At 54.6% G+C, this 21,323-nt stretch carries 18 protein-coding genes; 8 read left to right on the forward strand and 10 right to left on the reverse strand.

Going from position 1 to position 21,323, the window contains the following annotated elements; genetic code table 11:
* Positions 1 to 338: 338 nt before the first annotated feature.
* The 3 genes from EE949_RS27615 to EE949_RS27625 all read left to right on the forward strand — a co-directional run bounded on the left by EE949_RS27615 (position 339) and on the right by EE949_RS27625 (position 4,339).
* On the forward strand, positions 339 to 848 hold the full coding sequence (locus tag EE949_RS27615) for a sigma-70 family RNA polymerase sigma factor (RefSeq protein WP_122667188.1): 510 nt from the start codon (positions 339 to 341) through the stop codon (positions 846 to 848).
* The gene (locus tag EE949_RS27620; RefSeq protein ID WP_122667189.1) at positions 845 to 1,792 is read left to right on the forward strand and encodes a FecR domain-containing protein; all 948 of its coding nucleotides are present in this window, start codon (positions 845 to 847) and stop codon (positions 1,790 to 1,792) included. The genes EE949_RS27615 and EE949_RS27620 overlap by 4 nt, the downstream gene beginning before the upstream one ends.
* A 198-nt stretch (positions 1,793 to 1,990) precedes the next feature.
* Positions 1,991 to 4,339 carry a TonB-dependent siderophore receptor gene (locus EE949_RS27625; protein WP_240350463.1) on the forward strand — a complete coding sequence of 783 codons (2,349 nt, stop codon included), beginning with the start codon at positions 1,991 to 1,993 and terminating at the stop codon, positions 4,337 to 4,339.
* A 53-nt stretch (positions 4,340 to 4,392) separates the two neighbouring features.
* Here EE949_RS27625 and mnmE read toward each other — a convergent pair whose 3' ends face one another.
* The 5 genes from mnmE to rpmH all read right to left on the reverse strand — a co-directional run bounded on the left by mnmE (position 4,393) and on the right by rpmH (position 8,317).
* Complete coding sequence (mnmE, locus tag EE949_RS27630; RefSeq protein WP_122667191.1) at positions 4,393 to 5,763, reverse strand: tRNA uridine-5-carboxymethylaminomethyl(34) synthesis GTPase MnmE; 1,371 nt, start codon at positions 5,761 to 5,763, stop codon at positions 4,393 to 4,395.
* A 78-nt stretch (positions 5,764 to 5,841) separates the two neighbouring features.
* Positions 5,842 to 7,524: a membrane protein insertase YidC gene (gene yidC / locus EE949_RS27635; RefSeq protein WP_122667192.1), complete on the reverse strand. Its 1,683-nt coding sequence runs from the start codon at positions 7,522 to 7,524 to the stop codon at positions 5,842 to 5,844.
* A gap of 2 nt (positions 7,525 to 7,526) precedes the next feature.
* A complete protein-coding gene (yidD, locus tag EE949_RS27640) occupies positions 7,527 to 7,772 on the reverse strand; it encodes a membrane protein insertion efficiency factor YidD (RefSeq protein ID WP_027901580.1) in 246 nt (81 codons plus the stop codon).
* Positions 7,765 to 8,166: a ribonuclease P protein component gene (gene rnpA, locus EE949_RS27645; RefSeq protein ID WP_122667409.1), complete on the reverse strand. Its 402-nt coding sequence runs from the start codon at positions 8,164 to 8,166 to the stop codon at positions 7,765 to 7,767. Before rnpA ends, yidD begins: the two co-directional genes overlap by 8 nt.
* Before the next feature lie 16 nt (positions 8,167 to 8,182).
* Positions 8,183 to 8,317, reverse strand: a complete 135-nt coding sequence (rpmH, locus tag EE949_RS27650; RefSeq protein ID WP_003213577.1) for a 50S ribosomal protein L34 — start codon at positions 8,315 to 8,317, stop codon at positions 8,183 to 8,185.
* Positions 8,318 to 8,902: 585 nt separating this feature from the next.
* Here rpmH and dnaA point away from each other — a divergent pair.
* From dnaA to gyrB, 4 genes are read left to right on the forward strand one after another with little or no spacing between them, the layout of a single operon-like run.
* Positions 8,903 to 10,417 (forward strand): chromosomal replication initiator protein DnaA, encoded by a 1,515-nt coding sequence (gene dnaA, locus EE949_RS27655; protein ID WP_122667410.1) that lies wholly within the window; start codon positions 8,903 to 8,905, stop codon positions 10,415 to 10,417.
* A gap of 38 nt (positions 10,418 to 10,455) precedes the next feature.
* On the forward strand, positions 10,456 to 11,559 hold the full coding sequence (gene dnaN / locus EE949_RS27660) for a DNA polymerase III subunit beta (RefSeq protein ID WP_122667193.1): 1,104 nt from the start codon (positions 10,456 to 10,458) through the stop codon (positions 11,557 to 11,559).
* Positions 11,560 to 11,583: 24 nt separating this feature from the next.
* Complete coding sequence (gene recF / locus EE949_RS27665; RefSeq protein ID WP_122667194.1) at positions 11,584 to 12,687, forward strand: DNA replication/repair protein RecF; 1,104 nt, start codon at positions 11,584 to 11,586, stop codon at positions 12,685 to 12,687.
* A 4-nt stretch (positions 12,688 to 12,691) separates the two neighbouring features.
* Complete coding sequence (gene gyrB, locus EE949_RS27670) at positions 12,692 to 15,109, forward strand: DNA topoisomerase (ATP-hydrolyzing) subunit B (RefSeq protein WP_027901575.1); 2,418 nt, start codon at positions 12,692 to 12,694, stop codon at positions 15,107 to 15,109.
* 269 nt (positions 15,110 to 15,378) lie between these two features.
* On the opposite strand, the gene EE949_RS27675 is transcribed toward gyrB, so the two are convergent.
* Positions 15,379 to 15,729 (reverse strand): DUF2834 domain-containing protein, encoded by a 351-nt coding sequence (locus EE949_RS27675; RefSeq protein WP_122667195.1) that lies wholly within the window; start codon positions 15,727 to 15,729, stop codon positions 15,379 to 15,381.
* Between the two features lie 118 nt (positions 15,730 to 15,847).
* On the opposite strand from EE949_RS27675, the gene EE949_RS27680 reads away from it, so the two are divergent.
* Complete coding sequence (locus tag EE949_RS27680) at positions 15,848 to 16,684, forward strand: helix-turn-helix domain-containing protein (protein ID WP_122667196.1); 837 nt, start codon at positions 15,848 to 15,850, stop codon at positions 16,682 to 16,684.
* 198 nt (positions 16,685 to 16,882) lie between these two features.
* Here EE949_RS27680 and EE949_RS27685 read toward each other — a convergent pair whose 3' ends face one another.
* Genes EE949_RS27685 through glyQ form a run of 4 tightly spaced genes read right to left on the reverse strand, consistent with a single transcriptional unit; the run spans position 16,883 to position 21,270 of the window.
* Entirely contained in the window at positions 16,883 to 17,653 is a 771-nt protein-coding gene (locus EE949_RS27685; protein ID WP_122667197.1) for a lysophospholipid acyltransferase family protein, read from the reverse strand.
* Positions 17,654 to 17,699: 46 nt separating this feature from the next.
* Positions 17,700 to 18,251, reverse strand: coding sequence for a D-glycero-beta-D-manno-heptose 1,7-bisphosphate 7-phosphatase (gene gmhB, locus EE949_RS27690; protein WP_122667198.1), 552 nt, complete (start codon positions 18,249 to 18,251; stop codon positions 17,700 to 17,702).
* 14 nt (positions 18,252 to 18,265) lie between these two features.
* Positions 18,266 to 20,320 carry a glycine--tRNA ligase subunit beta gene (gene glyS / locus EE949_RS27695; protein ID WP_122667199.1) on the reverse strand — a complete coding sequence of 685 codons (2,055 nt, stop codon included), beginning with the start codon at positions 20,318 to 20,320 and terminating at the stop codon, positions 18,266 to 18,268.
* The gene (gene glyQ, locus EE949_RS27700; RefSeq protein ID WP_020292021.1) at positions 20,317 to 21,270 is read right to left on the reverse strand and encodes a glycine--tRNA ligase subunit alpha; all 954 of its coding nucleotides are present in this window, start codon (positions 21,268 to 21,270) and stop codon (positions 20,317 to 20,319) included. The genes glyS and glyQ overlap by 4 nt, the downstream gene beginning before the upstream one ends.
* Positions 21,271 to 21,323: the final 53 nt, after the last annotated feature.

Below are 21,323 nucleotides of genomic sequence, written 5' to 3' on the forward strand. Positions count from 1 at the left end.
AAAGCCTGTGGTCATGTGGCCAAGAGGGTTTGGGATAACCGCCATAAGCCTGTGGATTAAACATACACTTGTCCACAGATAGGGTTGTACGCAGCTTTCAAGCCCACTTATCAACGGGGCTAAGGCTGCGTTATCCACAGAGCTCAATACGTATATTTTGATGATTATCTGGAAAAATCCGAGTAGCGACTTTGCAGATCTCGGGGTTCGTCGAACCGAATTGAATTCAGGTGAGGAAATGGAAGGGGGTTGTCGATCGTTGACGAGTTGAGAGGCTATTGTGAGTTTTCGAAACAAAAGCTAATAATAGCCATTATCATTAACTCGCCATTATCCCTATGCCTCCTCACTCCCATACGTCAGCTGTGCAGCGTATCTATGAGCAGCATCACTCGTGGTTGCACGGTTGGCTCAAAGCTCGCCTGTCCAACACCTTCGATGTTGCCGATGTGGCTCATGACACCTTTGTGCGGATTCTCGGTGCTGCTAATGCGGCCCACATTCGCGAGCCTCGTGACTATCTAGCCACTGTCGCCCGGGGTTTGGTGATTGATCGGTACCGGCGCAAAGCTATTGAGCTGGCTTATCAGCAGGCGATGGCTGAACGTCCACAGAACACTGTGATCAGTGAAGAAGACAAGGCGCTGATCATTGAAACCTTACTGGCTGTGGATAAAGCGCTGGATGATCTGGGCTCACGCACCAAGAGAATCTTCATGCTGTCGCAGATCGAAGGTTTGACTTATCAACAGATCGCCATTGATTTGGATGTTTCGCTGACTACAGTGAAAAAGCACATGATCCGTGCTTTCACAGAATGCTCGATGCTCATGGCGCAGACGTCATGAGTTCTCCCCCTGACCGCAAAGTCTTTGAGGCCGCGGCAAGTTGGGTTGTGCAGTTTCAGAGCGAACCACCAACGCCGCAAGCACAGGAGGCTTGGCGGCAATGGCTGGAAAGTGATCCGACACACCGGGTTGCCTGGCAGCAAATGGAACAACTGCAGCGCGGCCTGAACAACATGCCAGCGCACCTCACGCGCCGCGCACTATCCAGGCCCCAACAACGCCGACAGGTTCTCAAACTGCTGCTGGCGGTAGCTGGCACCGGATATATTGGCTGGAATATCCAGCAGCATACGTCCCTGAAGAATGTATTGGCTGACTACCGAACACCGGTAGGCCATCGTCAACATGTTGAGTTGACCGATGGCAGCCAGATCGAACTCAATACGGATACGGCTATAGACGTAGTGTTCGACAGTCAGCAACGGCTGATCCGATTGCGTGACGGGGAAATTATCGTTCGGACCGGAAAGCTGGGGGATATACGGCCTTTATATGTCGAGACTCGACAAGGCCGGGTTCAGGCACTTGGCACACGCTTTTCGGTTCGACAACTGGAAAGTACGACGCGTGTGGGAGTACTGGAGGACCAGGTGAGGATCGCTCCGGCCGCTGTTGATGCCATTCCCCGGCTTCTGGGCGCGGGTCAAAGGGCCGACTTTAATGGCTATAGCGTCAGCCCGGACGGCGCTTATCCACAGACCGCTGCAGCATGGGTCGACGGGCAGCTGATTGTGCTTAACGAACCCTTGGGCAATGTCATCAATGAGTTGGCGCGTTATCGCTCTGGTGTCATGCAGTGTGATGAAAACGCGGCAAAGCTGCGTGTCTCCGGCGCGTTTCGTCTCGATGCGACAGACGCGGTACTGGCTAATCTTCAAGCAACTCTGCCGATTCAGGTTCGCTACTTCAGTCGATACTGGGTTTCGGTCAAACGAAACGCTTGATGGCGGTTCGAAAAAATAAAAAGCATTAGGGGGTTATCTTTTTTGATTCAGGCGCGGCCCTGCAGGTAAACGCGAATTCACTACCTCAGGGCCTACAACAAAATGCGCTTCCCACTTCTTCCGCTTCAAACCCGCCGGCATCTTTCCCGGCAATACTTGAGTTACAGCGTCCTCCTGGCCAGCGGTCTTGGGTGCGCAATGTTGCCTACCAGTGTTCTCGCCGCAGCGGCCATCCAAAGCTACAACATTGCGGCTGGCCCTTTGGATAGCGCGTTGAACCAGTTTGCGTCAGCCGCCAATGTGATTCTCTCGTTCTCGCCATCAGAAACAGCGAACCTGCGAAGCGCCGGCCTGCAGGGCACGTACTCCGTTGAACAGGGTTTCGCAGTGCTCTTGCAGGGCTCGAAACTGCAGGTCGCAACGCAGGCCCCAGGCAGCTACATCCTCGAGCCGATCCCGGATAATGGTTCGTTGCAGTTGGCACCCACTGCGATTAACAGCACTTTATCCACAGGGTTTGAAGCGCCTCTACCGGATCAAGGCTACAAAGCGCAAACCAGTCGCGTGGGCACCAAGACCAGTACGCCGCTTTCCGAAACTCCACGTTCTGTGTCAGTGGTCACCGCGCAGCGCATGAAAGATCAGAAGACGCAGACGCTTACCGAGGCGCTGGGTTATGTGCCAGGTATTTTCGCACCGCCCTTCGCCGCTGGGGATAACCTGGCAGGCGACCTGTTCTTCATTCGTGGGTTTAACGCCACCGATTACGGATACGGATTGATGCGCGACGGTCTGCGGGTTCAAGGTAACCGTTACGACACCACCACTGAGCCTTACGGCCTTGAGCGCGTCGAGATATTCCGCGGACCTTCGTCAATACTGTATGGCGAGAACGCACCGGGAGGCTTGGTGAACGTGGTGAGCAAGCGTCCGACCGCCAATTCCCAAGGAGAAGTTCAGCTCAGCTACGGTACAAATAACCGCCGGCAACTGGGTGTGGATATCTCGGGTCCGCTGGACGAGAGCGGAAATGTCTTGGGACGGGTTGTGATGCTCGGTCGCAACGCCGATACGCAGACCGATCATGTGCCTGATGATCGGATGTATATCGCACCATCGCTGACCTTGAACTTCGATGACTACAACAGCCTGACCCTGTTAAGCAGTTACCAGAAGGACCACACCAATATGGAATTAGGGCTGCCAGCGGCTGGCACCCTGCTGCGCAACCCCAATGGCAAGCTTGATAAGGACACCATGCTGGGTGTGCCTGACTGGAATACTTTCGAGCGCGAGATGTGGAGCGTCGGCTATGAATTCAGCCACAGCTTCAACGATGACTGGCAATTCCGGCAGAACTCGCGATACATGCAGTCTCGCATCACCCGTCATGAGACCTGGCCTGGCAATCTGGACAATGCAGGTTTTGGCACGCAGCTGAACGTTACGGCTTACGATCGCTTCAATAAGTCGATGGTCTATTCCCTGGATAATCAGCTAGAAGGCAAATTCAATACTGGAGGGCTGGAGAACACCGTATTGTTCGGAGCGAGCTTCGACCGCACCTCGTTCAACCAGGACTGGAACGCAGGCGCAGCGGGTCGCATCAATATCTTCAATCCGGTTTATACACAGGATCCGGTTACGTCCATTGCTGTGCAAAACACCCTGCTGGAACAACAGATGAACGGGGTGTACGGGCAAATCCAAAGCAAGTACGACAACTGGATTGTGTTGTTCGGCGGCAGACAGGATTGGGTCGACAGTGATTTCCGCAATAAACTGGCACCCACCGGTGATATCAGCTCCAGCGACAAGAAGTTCACCTACCAGGGCGGGTTGATGTATCAGTTCGACAACGGCCTCACGCCGTATGTCAGCTATTCCACTGCCTTTGTACCAGTTCAGCAGATTTCCAATGGCGGTGCCCCGCTCGATCCGATCACCAGTAGCCAATACGAAGTGGGTTTCAAGTACGAGCCCATCGGCTGGAACACCGCGATCACGGCCTCGATCTATGACCTACGCAAGAAGGACGACACTTACTTCGACTCTACGACCTCCAGTTATCGTCAAGTGGGGGAAAGTCGCTCCAAAGGTGTGGAGCTTGAGGTCAATAGTGATATCAGCCAGAACCTCAACGTGACGGCTTCCTATTCCTACACCGATGCCAGAGTCACAAAAGACGCCGCAGGATCACTGATCGAAGGCCATCAGATTACTGGCGTGCCGCGTAATCAGGCATCCGCGTGGGCCAAGTATCGGTTCCTGGACGGTTACCTTGATGGTTTCCACATGGGGGCAGGTATCCGCTATTTCGACAGTGCTTTCTCCTACACGCCAGCGGCACTGTACGGAAAGCTTGATGCGGGCGACGTCACCTTGGTGGATGCAAATATCGGTTATCAGATCGACAAGCATTGGTCGGTGGACGTGAACGCCAAAAACCTGTTCGATAAGGAATACGTGTCAGGGTGCAACGATGCAGGTCGCTGCTATTGGGGCGATAGCCGCACTTTGCTCGGGACGGTCAGCTACAACTGGTGAGGCTGTGGATAGACTGGCCATTGCGAGTTATCCACAACGGCCAGCTTCTTTAGCTATTTCCCGATGCAAAAGCTGGAAAAGATCCGCCCCAATAAATCGTCGGAGCTGAATGCACCAGTAATCTCGGCTAGAGATTGCTGGGCCTGACGCAGATCTTCAGCGAGTAACTCCCCTGCTCCCGCCATGGTCAGCTGTGCCCTGCCATGTTCAAGTGAGTCGCTGGCATGTCGCAGCGCCTCGAGGTGACGTCTGCGAGCACTAAAGCTGCTTTCCGAGGTTTGCTCATAGCCCATGCAGGATTTGAGATGGTCGCGCAGCAGATCCAGGCCTTCGCCTGCTGATTTGGCACTCAGGCTTATGGTGACGTGGCCATCCGTACTCGTCTGCAGTTCAATGTCGTCGCCGCTGAGGTCAGCCTTGTTACGGATCAAGGTCACCTTTGACGGATCCGGCCGATGCTCCAGAAACTCTGGCCACAGGGCAAAGGGGTCGAGCGCTTCAGGCGCAGTCGCATCCACTACAAGCAGCACCCGATCAGCTTCCCCAATTGCTTTCAGCGCACGTTGTACACCGATCTTCTCAACCTGGTCTTCTGTATCGCGCAGCCCTGCAGTGTCCACAACATGCAGGGGCATGCCATCAATGTGGATATGTTCCCGCAGAATGTCCCGGGTAGTGCCGGCAATTTCGGTCACGATCGCGGCTTCTTTACCGGCTAGAGCGTTCAACAGGCTGGACTTGCCTGCGTTGGGCCGTCCTGCAATGACCACTGTCATCCCGTCACGTAGTAGAGCGCCTTGGCCTGCTTCCCGCAGAACTGTGGATAACTCGTCGCGCACAGTATCAAGCATGCTAAGGACATGGCCGTCGGCGAGGAAATCAATTTCTTCCTCCGGGAAGTCGATAGCAGCTTCCACGTAGATTCGCAGGCTGATTAACTTTTCAGTCAAGTTATCCACACGGCGCGAAAAAGCGCCTTGAAGAGAGCGCAACGCGTTTCGTGCCGCTTGCGCGGAGCTTGCTTCAATAAGATCGGCGATAGCTTCCGCCTGTGCGAGATCCAGTTTGTCATTCAGAAAAGCCCGCTCACTGAATTCTCCGGGTCTGGCCAGACGACTGCCCAGTTCAAGGCAACGTTGCAGCAACATATCCAGCACGACCGGTCCACCGTGTCCCTGGAGTTCAAGCACATCCTCGCCGGTAAATGAATTGGGTCCCGGGAAATACAGCGCGATACCTTCATCAATCACCTGGCCAGCGCCATCTTCAAAGGGACCGTAATGCGCGAACCTGGGTTTCAAGGTACGGCCCGTGATAGCGGACGCAGCTTTACTGGCGAGCGGCCCGGAAATACGCACAATACCTACCCCGCCGCGGCCCTGTGCGGTGGCGATGGCTGCAATGGTTTCACGTGGGGCATTCATGTTCCGACTCCAGGAGAAATGACGGATAGCAAAACGCCCCACGAGGGGGCGTTTTGTAAAACTTATTCACAGGTTAGATCAAGCTTCGGCTTTCTTGGTAGCCGCTTCGATCTTGCGAGTGATGTATGCCTGCTGAGCGATCGACAGGGTGTTGTTCACAACCCAGTACAGAACCAGACCAGCAGGGAACCACAGGAAGAAGAACGTGAAGATGATTGGCATCATTTTCATGACCTTGGCCTGCATCGGATCCGGCGGAGTCGGGTTCAAACGCTGCTGGATGAACATGGTAGCGCCCATGATGATCGGCAGAATAAAGAACGGGTCTTTGATCGACAGGTCTGTTATCCACAGGATCCATGGTGCTTGGCGCATTTCAACGCTTTCAAGCAGTACCCAGTACAGCGACAGGAATACAGGCATTTGCACAAGAATCGGCAAGCATCCACCCAGTGGGTTGATCTTTTCTTTCTTGTACAGCTCCATCATCGCTTGCGACATTTTCTGCCGATCGTCGCCATGCTGCTCTTTCAGGATCGCGAGTTTCGGTGCTACAGCGCGCATGCGAGCCATGGATTTGTAGCTGGCTGCCGACAATGGGAAGAACAAACCCTTGATCAGCATGGTCAGGAAGATGATCGACCAGCCCCAGTTACCCACAATCGCGTGGATGTGCTGCAGCAACCAGAAGATTGGTTGAGCAATGAACCACAGAATCCCGTAGTCAACGGTCAATTCCAGACCTGGGGATAACTCTTTCAGTACCGCCTGGCTCTTCGGACCCGCATACAACGTGGCACTCAACTCGCCTTTGCTACCCGGTGCGACTGTTACAGCCGGGCCGGTGAAGCCGATGATGTAGTTGCCTTGGCTGTCTTTACGAGTCTGAACTGCGTTGGCAGTGTCTTTGCTCGGGATCCACGCCGTTACGAAGTAGTGTTGCAGCCATGCAACCCAACCACCTTGAACGGTTTCCTTGAGCTGAGCCTTGTCGATATCTTTCATCGACACTTTTTTGTAAGGCTCGGCGGCTGTCCACAACGCGGCACCCAGATAGGTCGCGGTACCAGTAGCAGTTGTGGAGGACGGATCATCGCTGCCGTCACGTTTCAGCTGGGCAAACAGGTTACCCGACCAAGGCTGAGCGCTCTGGTTATCGATTTCATAGCTGACAACCAGATCGTACAGGCCGCGCTTGAACGTAAAGCGCTTGATGTAGTTGATACCGTTGTCAGTGAACTTGAGTTCAACAACCAGGTTTTCCTGGCCATCAGCCAGTTGATAACTCTTCTGTGCAGACGAGTAAACCGGGCGACCTGCCGGGCGAGCATCGGGACCATTGCTGCCAGTCAGACCGCTTTGTGCCAGAAAGGTACGTTCGCCACCGTTATCAAACAGTTGGAACGGCACCTCAGGATGGTCCTGACGACGCGGATACAGAGGCAGCCTCAGTTGAACGACATCACCACCAACTGGATCGATTTCCAGGTTGAGCACGTCAGTTTTGACCTGGATAAGGTCTTTGCTGACGACGGCAGGAGTTTCCAACGGGGCGGCTGTATCGCCATTAGCGCTAGGAACATCGGCACTTGCAGAAGCTTTCGCACCAGTAGTCGTGTCCGGAATGCCCGGTGCAGGAGCGCTGGCGGCAACATTCTGAGTCGGCAAGGCGGCTTGGCCGTAGTCTTGGTTCCATTTCAGAACCCCGACATAGGTCACGATTGCCAGGGCGACGATCAGGATCGTGCGTTTAATATCCATGATTACTCGGCCATCGAAGAAGAACGGGAGGTAGGGACAGGCGGAACCGGGTCATAACCACCGGGATTCCACGGATGACAGCGACCTAATCGACGAAAGGTCAGCCAGCCACCGCGCAGAAGGCCATGATTTTCAATGGCTTCGTACGCGTAGCAGGAGCAACTGGGGTAGAAACGACAGTGACTGGCCATCAGCGGGCTAATGGCATAGCGATAGAACTGGATCGGAACGAGTGCCAGTTTACGCATTGGTACTATCTACCCCTGCAGTTTCGGTTTTTGCTTCTGGAATTGGCCGGCTGCGTGCCAGACGTTTCCATAGCTTGCCGAAATGCTGAATCAATTCGGGGCTTTCTACGTCACCCAAGCCTTTACGCGCGACAATCACGATATCCCAACCGACCAAGTTGTCTTGGTGTTGGCGAAATGATTCGCGCATCAGGCGTTTCAAGCGGTTGCGCTCAACGGAGAGTTTGACGCTCTTTTTACCGATAACCAGCCCCAGTCGGGGATGATCAAGGTCGTTGTTGCGCGCAAGGAGCAGGAGATTTTTCCCCGGAACCTTGCCGGTAGGGGAGTCAAAGACTGCCTTGAAATGCCGGGGGGTAAGCAAACGCTTTTCCCGACTGAAGTCCTGACTCACCTCCAGTGCCGGATTATCAAACTGCCAGACGCGCACGACCTTTGGCGCGGCGACGCGACAGGACGGCACGGCCGTTCTTGGTGGCCATGCGAGCACGGAAGCCGTGAGTGCGAGCGCGTTTGATAGTGCTTGGTTGGAAAGTACGTTTCATGGCGTGTTACCTGGTTCGTCCACAACGGGCCGGAATGGCCCCCGTTTTAAGAGACCGGGGATTCTAGAGAAAGCAAGCCTCTAGGTCAATTTCCAACCAGCCTTTCCTGCATTTAGTTATGTAACGGCTTTTTGGCCACTTTCCCCTGAACGCTTCGTTCTGTTCCGTACCCAGATATAGAAATAAAAGAAGAGAAGTATTTAAAGCTTCTTTATAGAGCTTATTAAAGTAACGTAAGCCATCGTCTGTGGATAACTAGGCACAGGCCTTTATAATCAATGTGTACAGAGAATGACAACACTGTCGAGAAGCCGTGCTCTGCCTGTGCTGCGCTGTCGGAAAACCTGTGTGTGGAATGGCATTTTATCCACAGGGCGCTTATCCACAGATTTAAAGTCTGGGTTATGCAATGAGCTGAAGGCTGGTTATCCACAGACCTTATGCACATGCCATTGGTCGGCTTGATTGGAGGTAAATTCCGGATTTATCCCGGCCAGCAGACCACCTACATGTGGATAAGTACCGCCGCGGTCGGTACAATGACGGCTGTTTTTGCCTCACCGGCTTTTAATCTAGGGGATGTCCGTGTCATTGGAACTTTGGCAGCAATGCGTAGAGCTTTTGCGCGATGAGCTGCCTGCCCAGCAATTCAACACCTGGATCCGTCCGCTACAGGTTGAAGCCGAAGGCGACGAGTTGCGTGTTTATGCACCAAACCGTTTCGTTCTCGATTGGGTCAACGAAAAGTATTTGAGCCGTTTGCTTGAACTGCTTGGTGAACACGGTCAAGGGCTGGCGCCTGCGCTTTCCTTATTAATAGGCAGCAAGCGCAGCTCCGCTCCTCGTGCGGCACCGAATGCGCCATTGGCTGCGGCGGCTTCGCAAGCAATAGCGGCCAGCCAGCCTGTGAATCAGGCGCCTGCATCTGCTCAAGTGGCTACTCCTGCGCCCGTACAACCATTACAGGTTAACGACGAACCCTCTCGAGACAGCTTCGATCCGATGGCTGGTGCGAGCTCTCAACAAGCACCTGCTCGTGCCGAGCAGCGTACGGTCCAGGTAGAAGGTGCGCTTAAACACACCAGCTACCTGAATCGTACGTTTACTTTCGAGAATTTCGTCGAGGGTAAGTCCAACCAACTGGCGCGTGCCGCGGCCTGGCAAGTGGCAGATAACCCCAAGCATGGCTACAACCCGTTGTTTCTGTACGGCGGTGTAGGTCTGGGTAAAACTCACTTGATGCATGCTGTGGGTAACCACCTGCTCAAGAAGAATCCGAATGCCAAGGTGGTGTATTTGCACTCGGAGCGTTTTGTGGCCGATATGGTCAAAGCGCTGCAGTTGAATGCAATCAACGAGTTCAAGCGTTTTTACCGTTCGGTAGATGCGTTGCTGATCGATGACATTCAGTTTTTTGCAAGGAAGGAGCGCTCTCAGGAAGAGTTCTTCCATACCTTCAATGCTCTGCTCGAGGGCGGTCAGCAGGTCATTCTGACCAGCGACCGGTATCCGAAGGAGATCGAGGGTCTTGAAGAGCGTCTGAAGTCCCGGTTCGGCTGGGGGCTGACCGTGGCTGTCGAGCCGCCGGAGCTGGAAACCCGTGTCGCAATCCTGATGAAAAAAGCTGATCAGGCGAAGGTAGATCTGCCTCACGACGCAGCGTTCTTCATTGCACAACGCATTCGCTCCAACGTGCGTGAGCTTGAGGGTGCGCTCAAGCGTGTTATCGCTCACTCGCACTTCATGGGTCGTGAGATCACTATCGAGCTGATTCGCGAGTCATTGAAAGATTTGCTGGCACTGCAAGACAAGCTGGTGAGTGTGGATAACATCCAGCGCACGGTCGCCGAGTACTACAAGATCAAGATTTCCGATCTGCTGTCCAAGCGTCGCTCTCGATCCGTAGCTCGACCGCGTCAGGTTGCGATGGCGTTATCAAAGGAACTGACCAACCACAGTCTGCCGGAAATTGGCGATGTGTTTGGCGGGCGGGACCACACTACCGTGCTGCACGCCTGCCGCAAGATTAATGAATTGAAGGAATCCGACGCGGATATTCGCGAGGACTACAAGAACCTGCTGCGTACACTGACCACTTGATGACATCAGCGCAGCTTATTAAGGCAAGGGACTAGACCATGCATTTCACCATTCAACGCGAAGCCCTGTTGAAACCCCTGCAATTGGTCGCCGGCGTCGTTGAACGCCGTCAGACCCTGCCGGTGCTATCCAACGTGCTGCTGGTTGTCGAAGGGCAGCAGCTCTCGTTGACCGGTACTGACCTTGAGGTCGAGCTCGTCGGCCGTGTTCAGCTGGAAGAGCCTGCCGAGCCGGGCGAGATCACTGTCCCTGCGCGCAAGCTGATGGATATCTGCAAAAGCTTGCCTAACGATGTGCTGATCGACATCAAAGTCGATGATGCAAAGCTGGTCGTAAAGGCCGGACGTAGCCGCTTCACCCTGTCGACATTGCCAGCCAATGATTTCCCTACTGTTGAAGAAGGTCCAGGCTCGCTGACCTTTAACCTGGTGCAAAGCAAACTGCGTCGCTTGATTGAACGCACCAGCTTTGCGATGGCGCAGCAGGACGTTCGTTACTACCTCAACGGGATGTTGCTGGAAGTGAGCGCGGGTATTCTTCGCGCTGTGGCAACCGATGGCCACCGTTTGGCGATGTGCTCGATGACTGCAGATATCGAGCAAGCTGACCGTCATCAGGTTATCGTGCCGCGCAAAGGTATTCTGGAAATGGCACGTTTGCTGACTGAACAGGATGGCATGGTCAGCATTGTCTTGGGCCAGCATCACATTCGCGCAACCACCGGTGAGTTCACCTTCACCTCGAAGCTGGTTGACGGCAAGTTCCCGGATTATGAGCGCGTCCTTCCTAAAGGCGGCGACAAGCTGGTACTGGGTGATCGTCAGGCATTGCGTGAAGCGTTCAGCCGTACGGCGATTCTGTCCAACGAGAAGTACCGCGGTATCCGTCTGCAACTGGCCAGCGGTCAGCTGAAAATCCAGGCGAACAACCCTGAACAGGAAGAAGCGGAAGAAGAAATCAGCGTCGACTATAACGGCGCTTCGCTGGAGATCGGTTTTAACGTGAGCTATCTGCTCGACGTACTGGGCGTAATGACTACCGAGCAGGTTCGTTTGATTCTGTCTGATTCCAACAGCAGCGCGCTGGTACAGGAATCGGACAACGACGACTCTGCCTACGTAGTTATGCCGATGCGCCTGTAACCCTCCATGTTCAGCAGAAGCTAGATGTCTCTTAGTCGCGTCTCGGTCACCGGGGTGCGCAATCTGCACCCGGTGACCTTCTCCCCCTCCCCCCGTATCAATATCCTTCACGGCGATAATGGCAGTGGCAAAACCAGCGTGCTGGAAGCCATCCATTTGCTTGGCCTCGCCCGTTCATTCCGAAGCGCTCGGCTATTGCCTGTCATTCAATATGAGCAGCCGGCATGTACCGTTTTTGGCCAGGTCGACCTAGTAGAAGGCGGGCATAGCAATTTGGGTGTTTCCCGAGATCGTCAGGGTGAGTTTCAAATTCGCATTGATGGGCAGAATGCTCGAAGCGCAGCGCAGCTTGCTGAAACCCTTCCGCTGCAACTGATCAACCCTGACAGCTTTCGTTTGCTTGAAGGCGCGCCGAAGATTCGCAGGCAGTTTCTGGACTGGGGAGTGTTCCACGTGGAACCTCGTTTTATGGCCACTTGGCAACGCCTCCAGAAGGCCCTCAAGCAGCGAAACTCGTGGCTTCGGCATGGTACACTTGACGGCGCTTCGCAAGCGGCTTGGGACCGGGAGTTATGCCTGGCAAGCGATGAAATCGATGAGTATCGACGGTCTTACATCAAGGCGTTAAAGCCCGTGTTCGAACAGACTCTAAGTGAGCTGGTTGAACTCGAAGGTTTGACCCTGAGTTACTACCGGGGATGGGATAAGGAAAAAGAGCTGAGCAGTGTGCTCGCTTCTTCCCTTCATCGTGATCAGCAAATGGGCCATACGCAGGCAGGACCACAACGTGCTGATTTGCGCCTTAGATTAGGTGCAAACAATGCGGCGGATATTCTGTCGCGAGGCCAGCAAAAGTTAGTGGTGTGCGCATTGCGCATCGCCCAAGGTCATCTGGTTAGCCAGGCGCGCCGTGGCCAATGTATCTATCTGGTCGACGACTTGCCATCTGAGCTTGATGACCAACATCGGCGCGCACTGTGCCGTTTGCTTGAAGACTTACGCTGCCAGGTTTTTATCACCTGTGTAGACCACGAATTATTGAGGGACGGCTGGCAAACGGAAACGCCAGTCGCTTTGTTCCACGTGGAACAAGGCCGTATCACCCAGACCCACGATCATCGGGAGTGATTGCATGAGCGAAAACCAAACGTACGACTCCTCCAGTATCAAGGTACTGAAAGGACTAGATGCCGTACGCAAGCGTCCCGGAATGTACATCGGTGACACTGACGATGGCAGCGGTCTTCACCACATGGTGTTTGAGGTTGTTGATAACTCGATCGACGAAGCACTGGCCGGCCATTGCGACGACATCACTATCACCATCCACCCGGACGAATCCATTACTGTCCGTGACAATGGTCGCGGTATTCCGGTAGATGTGCACAAAGAAGAAGGCGTGTCGGCAGCAGAGGTCATCATGACCGTGCTCCACGCTGGCGGTAAGTTCGACGACAACTCCTACAAAGTATCCGGCGGCCTGCATGGTGTGGGTGTTTCTGTAGTTAACGCCTTGTCTGAATTGCTGCTGCTGACTGTGCGTCGTAGCGGCAAGATCTGGGAGCAAACATACGTTCACGGTGTTCCACAGGAGCCGATGCGCATTGTGGGTGACAGCGACACAACTGGCACCGAGATCCACTTCAAGCCTTCCGCTGAAACCTTCAAGAACATCCACTTCAGTTGGGACATTCTGGCCAAGCGCATCCGTGAGTTGTCCTTCCTGAACTCCGGTGTCGGTATCGTTCTTCGCGACGAGCGCAGCGGGAAAGAAGAGCTGTTCAAGTATGAAGGCGGGTTGCGTGCTTTCGTTGAGTACCTGAACACCAACAAGACTGCGGTCAATCAGGTATTCCACTTCAATATTCAGCGTGACGATGGCATTGGCGTCGAGATTGCTTTGCAGTGGAACGACAGCTTCAACGAGAACCTGTTGTGCTTCACCAACAACATCCCACAGCGCGACGGCGGTACTCACCTGGTGGGCTTCCGCTCCGCGCTGACGCGTAACCTCAACGCTTACATCGAGCAGGAAGGTCTGGCCAAAAAGCATAAAGTTGCGACTACTGGTGATGATGCGCGTGAGGGTCTGACTGCCATCATCTCGGTGAAAGTGCCGGATCCAAAGTTCAGCTCGCAAACCAAAGACAAGCTGGTCTCTTCGGAAGTTAAAACCGCAGTTGAACAAGAGATGGGTAAATACTTCTCGGACTTCCTGTTGGAAAACCCGAACGAAGCCAAGGCGGTCGTCGGCAAAATGATCGACGCCGCTCGTGCACGTGAAGCCGCTCGTAAAGCGCGTGAGATGACTCGCCGTAAAGGCGCACTGGATATCGCAGGTCTGCCTGGCAAACTTGCTGACTGCCAGGAAAAAGACCCTGCCCTTTCCGAACTGTACCTCGTGGAAGGCGACTCTGCTGGCGGTTCAGCCAAGCAGGGACGTAACCGTAAAACTCAAGCGATCTTGCCACTCAAAGGCAAGATCCTTAACGTCGAAAAAGCACGTTTCGACAAGATGATCTCCTCGCAAGAGGTTGGCACGTTGATCACCGCCCTCGGCTGCGGTATCGGCCGCGATGAGTACAACATCGACAAGCTGCGTTATCACAACATCATCATCATGACCGATGCTGACGTCGACGGCTCGCACATCCGTACGCTGCTGCTGACCTTCTTCTTCCGTCAGCTCCCAGAACTGATCGAGCGTGGCTATATCTACATCGCTCAGCCGCCGCTGTACAAGGTCAAGAAAGGCAAGCAAGAGCAATACATCAAAGACGACGAGGCCATGGAAGAATACATGACCCAGTCGGCTCTTGAAGATGCGAGCCTGCACCTGAATGAGTCTGCACCTGGTATTTCCGGCGAATCGCTGGAGCGTCTGGTCAACGATTTCCGCATGGTCATGAAGACCCTCAAGCGCCTGTCGCGCTTGTATCCTCAGGAACTGACTGAGCACTTCGTTTACCTGCCTCCTGTCACTCTTGAGCAGCTGTCTGACCACGAAGGCATGCAAGCCTGGCTGGCACTGTTTGACGCCCGGCTGCGTGTTGGTGAGAAGTCGGGTCTGGTTTACAAAGCCAGCCTGCGTGAAGATCGCGAACGTAATGTCTGGCTGCCAGAGGTCGAACTGATCTCCCACGGTCTGTCTAACTACGTGACCTTCAACCGTGACTTCTTCGGCAGTAACGACTACAAGACGGTAACCGCCCTGGGCCTGCAGATCAGTACTCTGCTGGAAGAAGGTGCTTACGTTCAACGTGGCGAGCGCAAGAAGCAGGTCACCGAGTTCAAGGAAGCCTTGGCTTGGTTGATGGCTGAAAGCACGAAGCGTCACACCATCCAGCGATACAAAGGTCTGGGTGAAATGAACCCTGATCAGTTGTGGGAAACTACGATGGATCCGTCGGTTCGCCGGATGCTCAAGGTCACTATTGAAGATGCTATCGGTGCAGACCAGATCTTCAACACCTTGATGGGTGATGCGGTAGAGCCTCGTCGTGACTTCATTGAGAGCAACGCTTTGGCGGTTTCCAACCTGGACTTCTAAAAGGTCCGCGTTATATAGCAAACTAAAACCCCGGCCACTGAACCGGGGTTTTTTTTGAACCAACATTCCACAGCGCTGATTTCGAGAGGCACTGCTAACGTCCTGGAGATGATATATGTTCCACGTGGAACAGAACTGAGTCGAAGCTCCGGTTGGTCCAAAAGCACTATACCAGGGGCTCAGATGCTCCATCTGTAGGAGGGAACTTGTTCGCGAGCGTTGGGCCTGCAAGTCGATGAACTCGTCTCGTCAACAAGTCTGCCCTTCCCTCAACCCTCCTTGTCGGGTCCTTTCCCATGATCAACCATATCTGCCGATGCTCTGCTGAAGCCATTGATCACGATGTAAAGCAATGGGCCGATCGACAGGAACGACGCTGTTATTAAAAAATAAGGCAGGAGAGATACGATGGAATGACCTCTTGCGCGTGCATCCCGATACATCCAGACGCAAGCAAGGAAACCGAGCAAGTAGAGGTCAATGACCACCTGTGCAGTGTCTGGACTGGATATGAGCTCAATGCCAAAGCTGACCAGTGATTGCTCGGACAGCCACATGGTGCCCACCGTATAGAACGAGAAAACCACCAGAGTGGCCAATGCGAGGTAGGGTTTGTTCATTAGTCTTCCTTGATTAATCAGCGATGAGCCTCCCAGCCAAGTTAGTGATATTTTCATGACAGGATCAATGACCTCACAGGTCATGGACTCACTGAACTCCCGCCGTTAGAGTCGATGAATGAAGCCCCTACCTTTTCTTCGATCCACGCCCGCAGTTGATGCCGGTGAGCAGTTACGGCAATTGCGCCGTCAGGCCAGATTGAGCCAACTTGATCTGGCTTTGATTTCTGGCGTGTCTCAGCGCCACCTCAGTTGCATTGAGACAGGACGGGCCAGACCGAGCCCTTCTACTTTGCATAACTTGCTGACGGCACTGGAAGCGCCTTTAGAGCATTGCAATAGAGTGTTTCTCGCAGCCGGTCATGCGCCCCGTTACGAAGCTACTCCCCTCACCTCTCCGAGTATGGAGGCGGTTCGCGAAGCTATTACTCATCTACTTCACGCCAACAATCCTGCCCCGGCGATTGTCATGGGTAGTGAGTGGGATGTGTTGGCTGCGAATGTAAGCGCCGGAGTTTTGTTTGATCTGGTAGGCCTTGATGCCGCTGCCGCTAATGGACTCAATCTGCTCGAAACCCTATTGCAGCCTGGCGGGTTAGGCGACCATTTAATCAACGTTGAGGAGATCAGGTTGGTGGCCTGGCAAAGAGCTGCAAGAGAGAGCTTGAGTAACCTCAAGCTGGCAGGTCTCCTGAAAAGTCTGCCAGTACCAAGCGGCTCATCAGCGCTAACCAATGAACCACCCCCGCTGTTATTCACACGACTCAACTCAAGGCAGGGTGAATTGAAATTCATGTCCACGTTTACAACATTCGGTATGCCGCTAGATGTCACCATGGAGTCGTTGCGTATCGAGCACCTGATTCCTGCTGACACGAAAACCTGGAACGTCATGACCCAAGCTTACGAAAAATTGAAAGCCGGGTTACCTGAAGGCGGCGCTAAGCAGTCATAGTGTTATTCATGCGCATAAGGATTCGCATAAATTCCAGCCATAAAAAAACCGACCCCAATAGGTCGGTTCTAGAAGCTCATAAAAACTTATGCACGTTTTTGGCTCTTTAATGAGCATCGGAAATAAGCAGTGAATCCAAGGGTTTGCCGCCGATTTTCACGAAAAAATCAAAAACAGTGCACAGGTTATCCACAAAACTCAAATCAGGGCTTCTTCATTGCTCGAGGTCGGTGCAGCAATTGAGCCCAATGCTTTCTGAGTGTCTTCGTTCCAGGTTTGAACGCGATCATTCAGGGCAGCGATAGCGCGTGGGCCCTCGCCTTCTGCGTACATGGGTTCGCCAATCACAACCTGGATCGTACCTGGCTTTTTCGCCCAGCCTTCCTTCGGCCAGTACTTGCCAGCATTGTGCGCAATTGGCAGCACAGGCAGGTTTGCGTTAACTGCCAATGCAGTACCACCGCGCGAGAACTTGCCTACCTGGCCAAACGGGACGCGGGTGCCCTCAGGAAAGATCAGCACCCAGACGCCGTCCTTGAGCAACTCGTCGCCCTTCTTGGCAATTTGCTTGAGGGCAGCTTTGGGGTTGTCACGATCAATCGCGATAGGACGCAGCATCGCCATTGCCCAGCCGAAGAACGGGACATACAGAAGCTCACGCTTGAGCACTTGGCTCAGTGGCGAGAAGTACTGTGACAGGAAGAACGTTTCCCACGTGCTCTGGTGATTGGAGATGATCACGCATGGAGTCTTGGGGACATTTTCTGCGCCGGTCACTTCAACCCGGATGTTCAGGAATATGCGCGTCAACCAGATTGCGCAGCGGCACCAGTAAACGTTGATGAAACGATAGCGAGCCTTGAAGGGCAGGAACGGGGCGATAAAGAAGCTTAACGTGCACCACAGCAGAGAGCTGGTGCCTAGCAACAGGTAGAAGAGAAAAGTCCTGATTGCCTGGATGATCGACATAGTTGCTTTTACCATGCGGGCGAAAGCCCGTTCATCAAGCGTACCGCTAGTTGTTTTGCGGCGCGCTATTGTGGATAAGTTCTGCGGCAACCGCCGCTAGATCGTCAAAAACCAACGTATTGGCGGGTAGCGAACCGGCCAGTGTTTTCTCACCTTTACCGGTCTTCACCAGAACCGGTTGTGAATCGACGGCCAGTGCGGCCTTCAGGTCACTACTGCTGTCGCCCACAAACCATGTTCCCGCCAGCTCCGTCTGGTAGTGTCGGGCGATGGTTTGCAACATGCCCGGTTTCGGTTTGCGGCAATCGCATCCCTCATCGGGCCCATGTGGGCAATAGACAATCAAACCAACCTGGCCACCCTGCTCCGCTACTAACTCACGCAAACGTGCGTGCATGGCGTCCAGAGTGGCCAGATCGTAATAACCTCGGGCGATGCCGGACTGGTTGGTCGCGACTGCAACCGTCCAGCCAGCTTTGCTCAGTTGCGCAATAGCCTCAATCGAGCCGGAAATCGGAATCCACTCCGCCACCGACTTGATGTAAGCGTCGGAGTCATGATTGATGACTCCATCCCGATCGAGGATCAGCAACTTCACGGTACGCCCCTTCCTCAGCCCAGCAACGAGATGTCAGCGACACCGAGGAACAGGCCACGCAGACGCGCCAGCAGCGCATAGCGGTTGGCACGCACGCTGGCATCCTCGGCGTTGACCATCACGGCTTCGAAGAACGCATCAACCGGTTCACGCAGGGCTGCCAGACGCGCGAGGGTTTCGCTGTACTGACGCGCTTCTGCCATTGGCTGCACATCCTGATCCGCTTGCTTGATCGCCGAATACAGCGAGAACTCGTTAGCGTTATCGAAGTACTTGGGCTCGACGGTCTGAGCGATATTGCCTTCAGCTTTGCTCAACAGATTCGACACGCGCTTGTTCACAGCGGCCAACGCGGCAGCTTCCGGCAGTTTGCGGAACGCCTGAACGGCTTGAACACGCTGATCGAAATCCAGCGCCGAGCCTGGTTGCAGGGCACGAACCGACAGATAAACCGCCACTTCGACACCTTCGTCTTCGTAACGCGCACGCAGGCGGTCGAAGATGAATTCCAGTACCTGATCGGACAGACCGGCAGCTTTGACCTTGGCACCGAACTGACCCACCGCAAATTTCACGGTTTCGATCAGGTCCAGGTCCAGCTGCTTCTCGATCAGAATGCGCAGGATGCCCAGCGCGGCACGACGCAGTGCGTACGGGTCTTTACTGCCGGTTGGCAGCATGCCAATACCGAAGATACCGACCAGAGTGTCCAGCTTGTCAGCGATGGCCACTGCCGAACCGGTCAAGGTCGTTGGCAGTTCAGCGCCAGCACCGCGTGGCATGTACTGCTCGTTCAGCGCCAGAGCTACATCGTCGGTTTCGCCGTCAGCCTTGGCGTAGTAGTAACCCGCAATACCCTGCATCTCAGGGAATTCGCCAACCATTTCCGTGGCCAGGTCGCACTTGGACAACAGCCCGGCACGGGCTGCACGTTGAGCGTCGCCACCAATACGTGGAGCAATGAACGCAGCGAGTTTCGAAACACGTTCAGCTTTGTCGAAAACGCTGCCCAACTGAGCCTGGAACACGACGTTCTGCAGACGCTGGTTGAAGGTTTCCAGCTTCTGCTTCTTGTCCTGCTTGAAGAAGAACTCGGCGTCGGTCAGACGTGGACGAACAACTTTCTCGTTACCCAGCACGATCTGCTGCGGGTCTTTGCTTTCAATGTTCGCGACGGTAATGAAGCGCGGCAGCAATTTGCCGTCGGCATCCAGCAGGCAGAAATACTTCTGGTTGTCCTGCATGGTGGTGATCAGGGCTTCTTGCGGCACTTCCAGGAAGCGCTCTTCGAACGAACACACCAGCGGAACAGGCCACTCAACCAGCGAAGTCACTTCGTCCAGCAGGCTTGGCGGCACGATGGCGGTGCCTTCGTGCTGGGTCGCGAGCTCGTCGACGCGCTTGGTGATCAGTTGGCGACGTTCGTTGAAGTCAGCCAATACATACGCATTGCGCAGATCGCTCAGGTAGCTGGCTGGCGAGGTGATGCGAACGCTTTCCGGATGGTGGAAGCGATGACCGCGGGAGTCACGGCCAGCAGTCTGAGCCAGGATCGTGCAGTCGATGACCTGATCGCCGAATAGCATGACCAGCCACTGGGTTGGACGCACGAACTCTTCCTTGCGAGCGCCCCAGCGCATGCGCTTGGGAATCGGCAGGTCGTTCAGGGAGTCTTCAACGATGGTCGGCAGCAGGCTCGCGGTCGGCTTGCCAGCAATGCTCTGGCTGTAGCGCAGCTTGGGACCGCTCTGGTCGATTTCGCTCAGATCTACTCCGCACTTCTTGGCAAAGCCAAGCGCCGCCTGAGTCGGGTTGCCTTCCGCGTCGAAAGCCGCCTGACGCGGAGGGCCGTCAAGGTTGATGCTGCGATCAGGCTGCTGAGTCGAGAGACCCGTGATCAATACAGCCAGACGACGCGGTGCGCCATAAACCTGCTTGGCGCTGTAAGTCAGGCCAGCAGATTGCAGGCCTTTTTCGATACCGGCCAGGAAGGCGTCAGCCAAAGTATTGAGCGCTTTTGGCGGCAGCTCTTCGGTGCCCAGTTCAACCAGAAAATCTTGAGCACTCATTGTTGCGCCTCCAGCTTGGCCAGCACTTCATCACGTAAATCAGGTGGAGCCATTGGGAAGCCCAGCTTGGCGCGTGCCATCAGATAAGCCTGGGCAACCGAACGAGCCAGAGTACGAACGCGCAGGATGTACTGCTGACGAGCAGTTACCGAAATAGCGCGGCGGGCGTCCAGCAGGTTGAAGGTGTGGGATGCCTTCAAGACCATTTCGTAGCTTGGCAGCGGCAATGGCTGATCCAGCTCGATCAGGCGCTTGGCTTCGCTTTCGTAGAAGTCGAACAGTTCGAACAGCTTGTCGACGTTGGCGTGTTCGAAGTTGTAAGTCGATTGCTCCACTTCGTTCTGGTGGAACACATCGCCGTAAGTCACGCGGCCGAATGGACCGTCAGCCCAGACCAGGTCATAGACCGAGTCAACGTTCTGCAGGTACATCGCCAGACGTTCAAGGCCGTAGGTGATCTCACCGGTCACCGGATAGCATTCAATGCCGCCCGCTTGCTGGAAGTAAGTGAACTGCGACACTTCCATGCCGTTGAGCCAGATTTCCCAGCCCAGACCCCAGGCGCCGAGAGTCGGCGATTCCCAGTTGTCTTCAACGAAACGAACGTCATGGACCAACGGGTCCAGACCAACGTGCTTCAGCGAGCCCAGATACAGCTCCTGGAAGTTGTCCGGGTTCGGTTTGAGGACTACCTGAAACTGGTAGTAGTGCTGCAGGCGGTTCGGGTTTTCACCGTAACGGCCGTCAGTAGGACGGCGGCTTGGTTGCACGTAGGCTGCGTTCCAGGTTTCCGGGCCTACGGCGCGCAGAAACGTGGCAGTGTGGAAAGTGCCGGCGCCTACTTCCATATCGTAGGGCTGAAGTACCACACAACCTTGCTCGGCCCAGTATTGCTGGAGGGCGAGGATCAAGTCTTGGAAGGTACGCACGGCTGGCGTAGGCTGGCTCACGAAATTCACCTGTACTGGGGCTGCGATTTAAAGAGCGGGAGTATACCCGATTC

This window comes from Pseudomonas viridiflava, from assembly GCF_900602065.1.
Taxonomy (GTDB): Bacteria; Pseudomonadota; Gammaproteobacteria; order Pseudomonadales; family Pseudomonadaceae; genus Aquipseudomonas.

Excerpts from the sequence above, each read along its gene's own strand:
- EE949_RS27615 (WP_122667188.1), top strand. The coding sequence starts at position 339 with ATGCCTCCTCACTCCCATACGTCAGCTGTGCAGCGTATCTATGAGCAG.
- EE949_RS27620 (WP_122667189.1), top strand. The coding sequence starts at position 845 with ATGAGTTCTCCCCCTGACCGCAAAGTCTTTGAGGCCGCGGCAAGTTGG.
- EE949_RS27625 (WP_240350463.1), top strand. The coding sequence starts at position 1,991 with ATGTTGCCTACCAGTGTTCTCGCCGCAGCGGCCATCCAAAGCTACAAC.
- mnmE (WP_122667191.1), bottom strand. The coding sequence starts at position 5,763 with ATGAATGCCCCACGTGAAACCATTGCAGCCATCGCCACCGCACAGGGC.
- yidC (WP_122667192.1), bottom strand. The coding sequence starts at position 7,524 with ATGGATATTAAACGCACGATCCTGATCGTCGCCCTGGCAATCGTGACC.
- yidD (WP_027901580.1), bottom strand. The coding sequence starts at position 7,772 with ATGCGTAAACTGGCACTCGTTCCGATCCAGTTCTATCGCTATGCCATT.
- rpmH (WP_003213577.1), bottom strand. The coding sequence starts at position 8,317 with ATGAAACGTACTTTCCAACCAAGCACTATCAAACGCGCTCGCACTCAC.
- dnaN (WP_122667193.1), top strand. The coding sequence starts at position 10,456 with ATGCATTTCACCATTCAACGCGAAGCCCTGTTGAAACCCCTGCAATTG.
- recF (WP_122667194.1), top strand. The coding sequence starts at position 11,584 with ATGTCTCTTAGTCGCGTCTCGGTCACCGGGGTGCGCAATCTGCACCCG.
- gyrB (WP_027901575.1), top strand. The coding sequence starts at position 12,692 with ATGAGCGAAAACCAAACGTACGACTCCTCCAGTATCAAGGTACTGAAA.
- EE949_RS27675 (WP_122667195.1), bottom strand. The coding sequence starts at position 15,729 with ATGAACAAACCCTACCTCGCATTGGCCACTCTGGTGGTTTTCTCGTTC.
- EE949_RS27680 (WP_122667196.1), top strand. The coding sequence starts at position 15,848 with ATGAAGCCCCTACCTTTTCTTCGATCCACGCCCGCAGTTGATGCCGGT.
- EE949_RS27685 (WP_122667197.1), bottom strand. The coding sequence starts at position 17,653 with ATGTCGATCATCCAGGCAATCAGGACTTTTCTCTTCTACCTGTTGCTA.
- glyS (WP_122667199.1), bottom strand. The coding sequence starts at position 20,320 with ATGAGTGCTCAAGATTTTCTGGTTGAACTGGGCACCGAAGAGCTGCCG.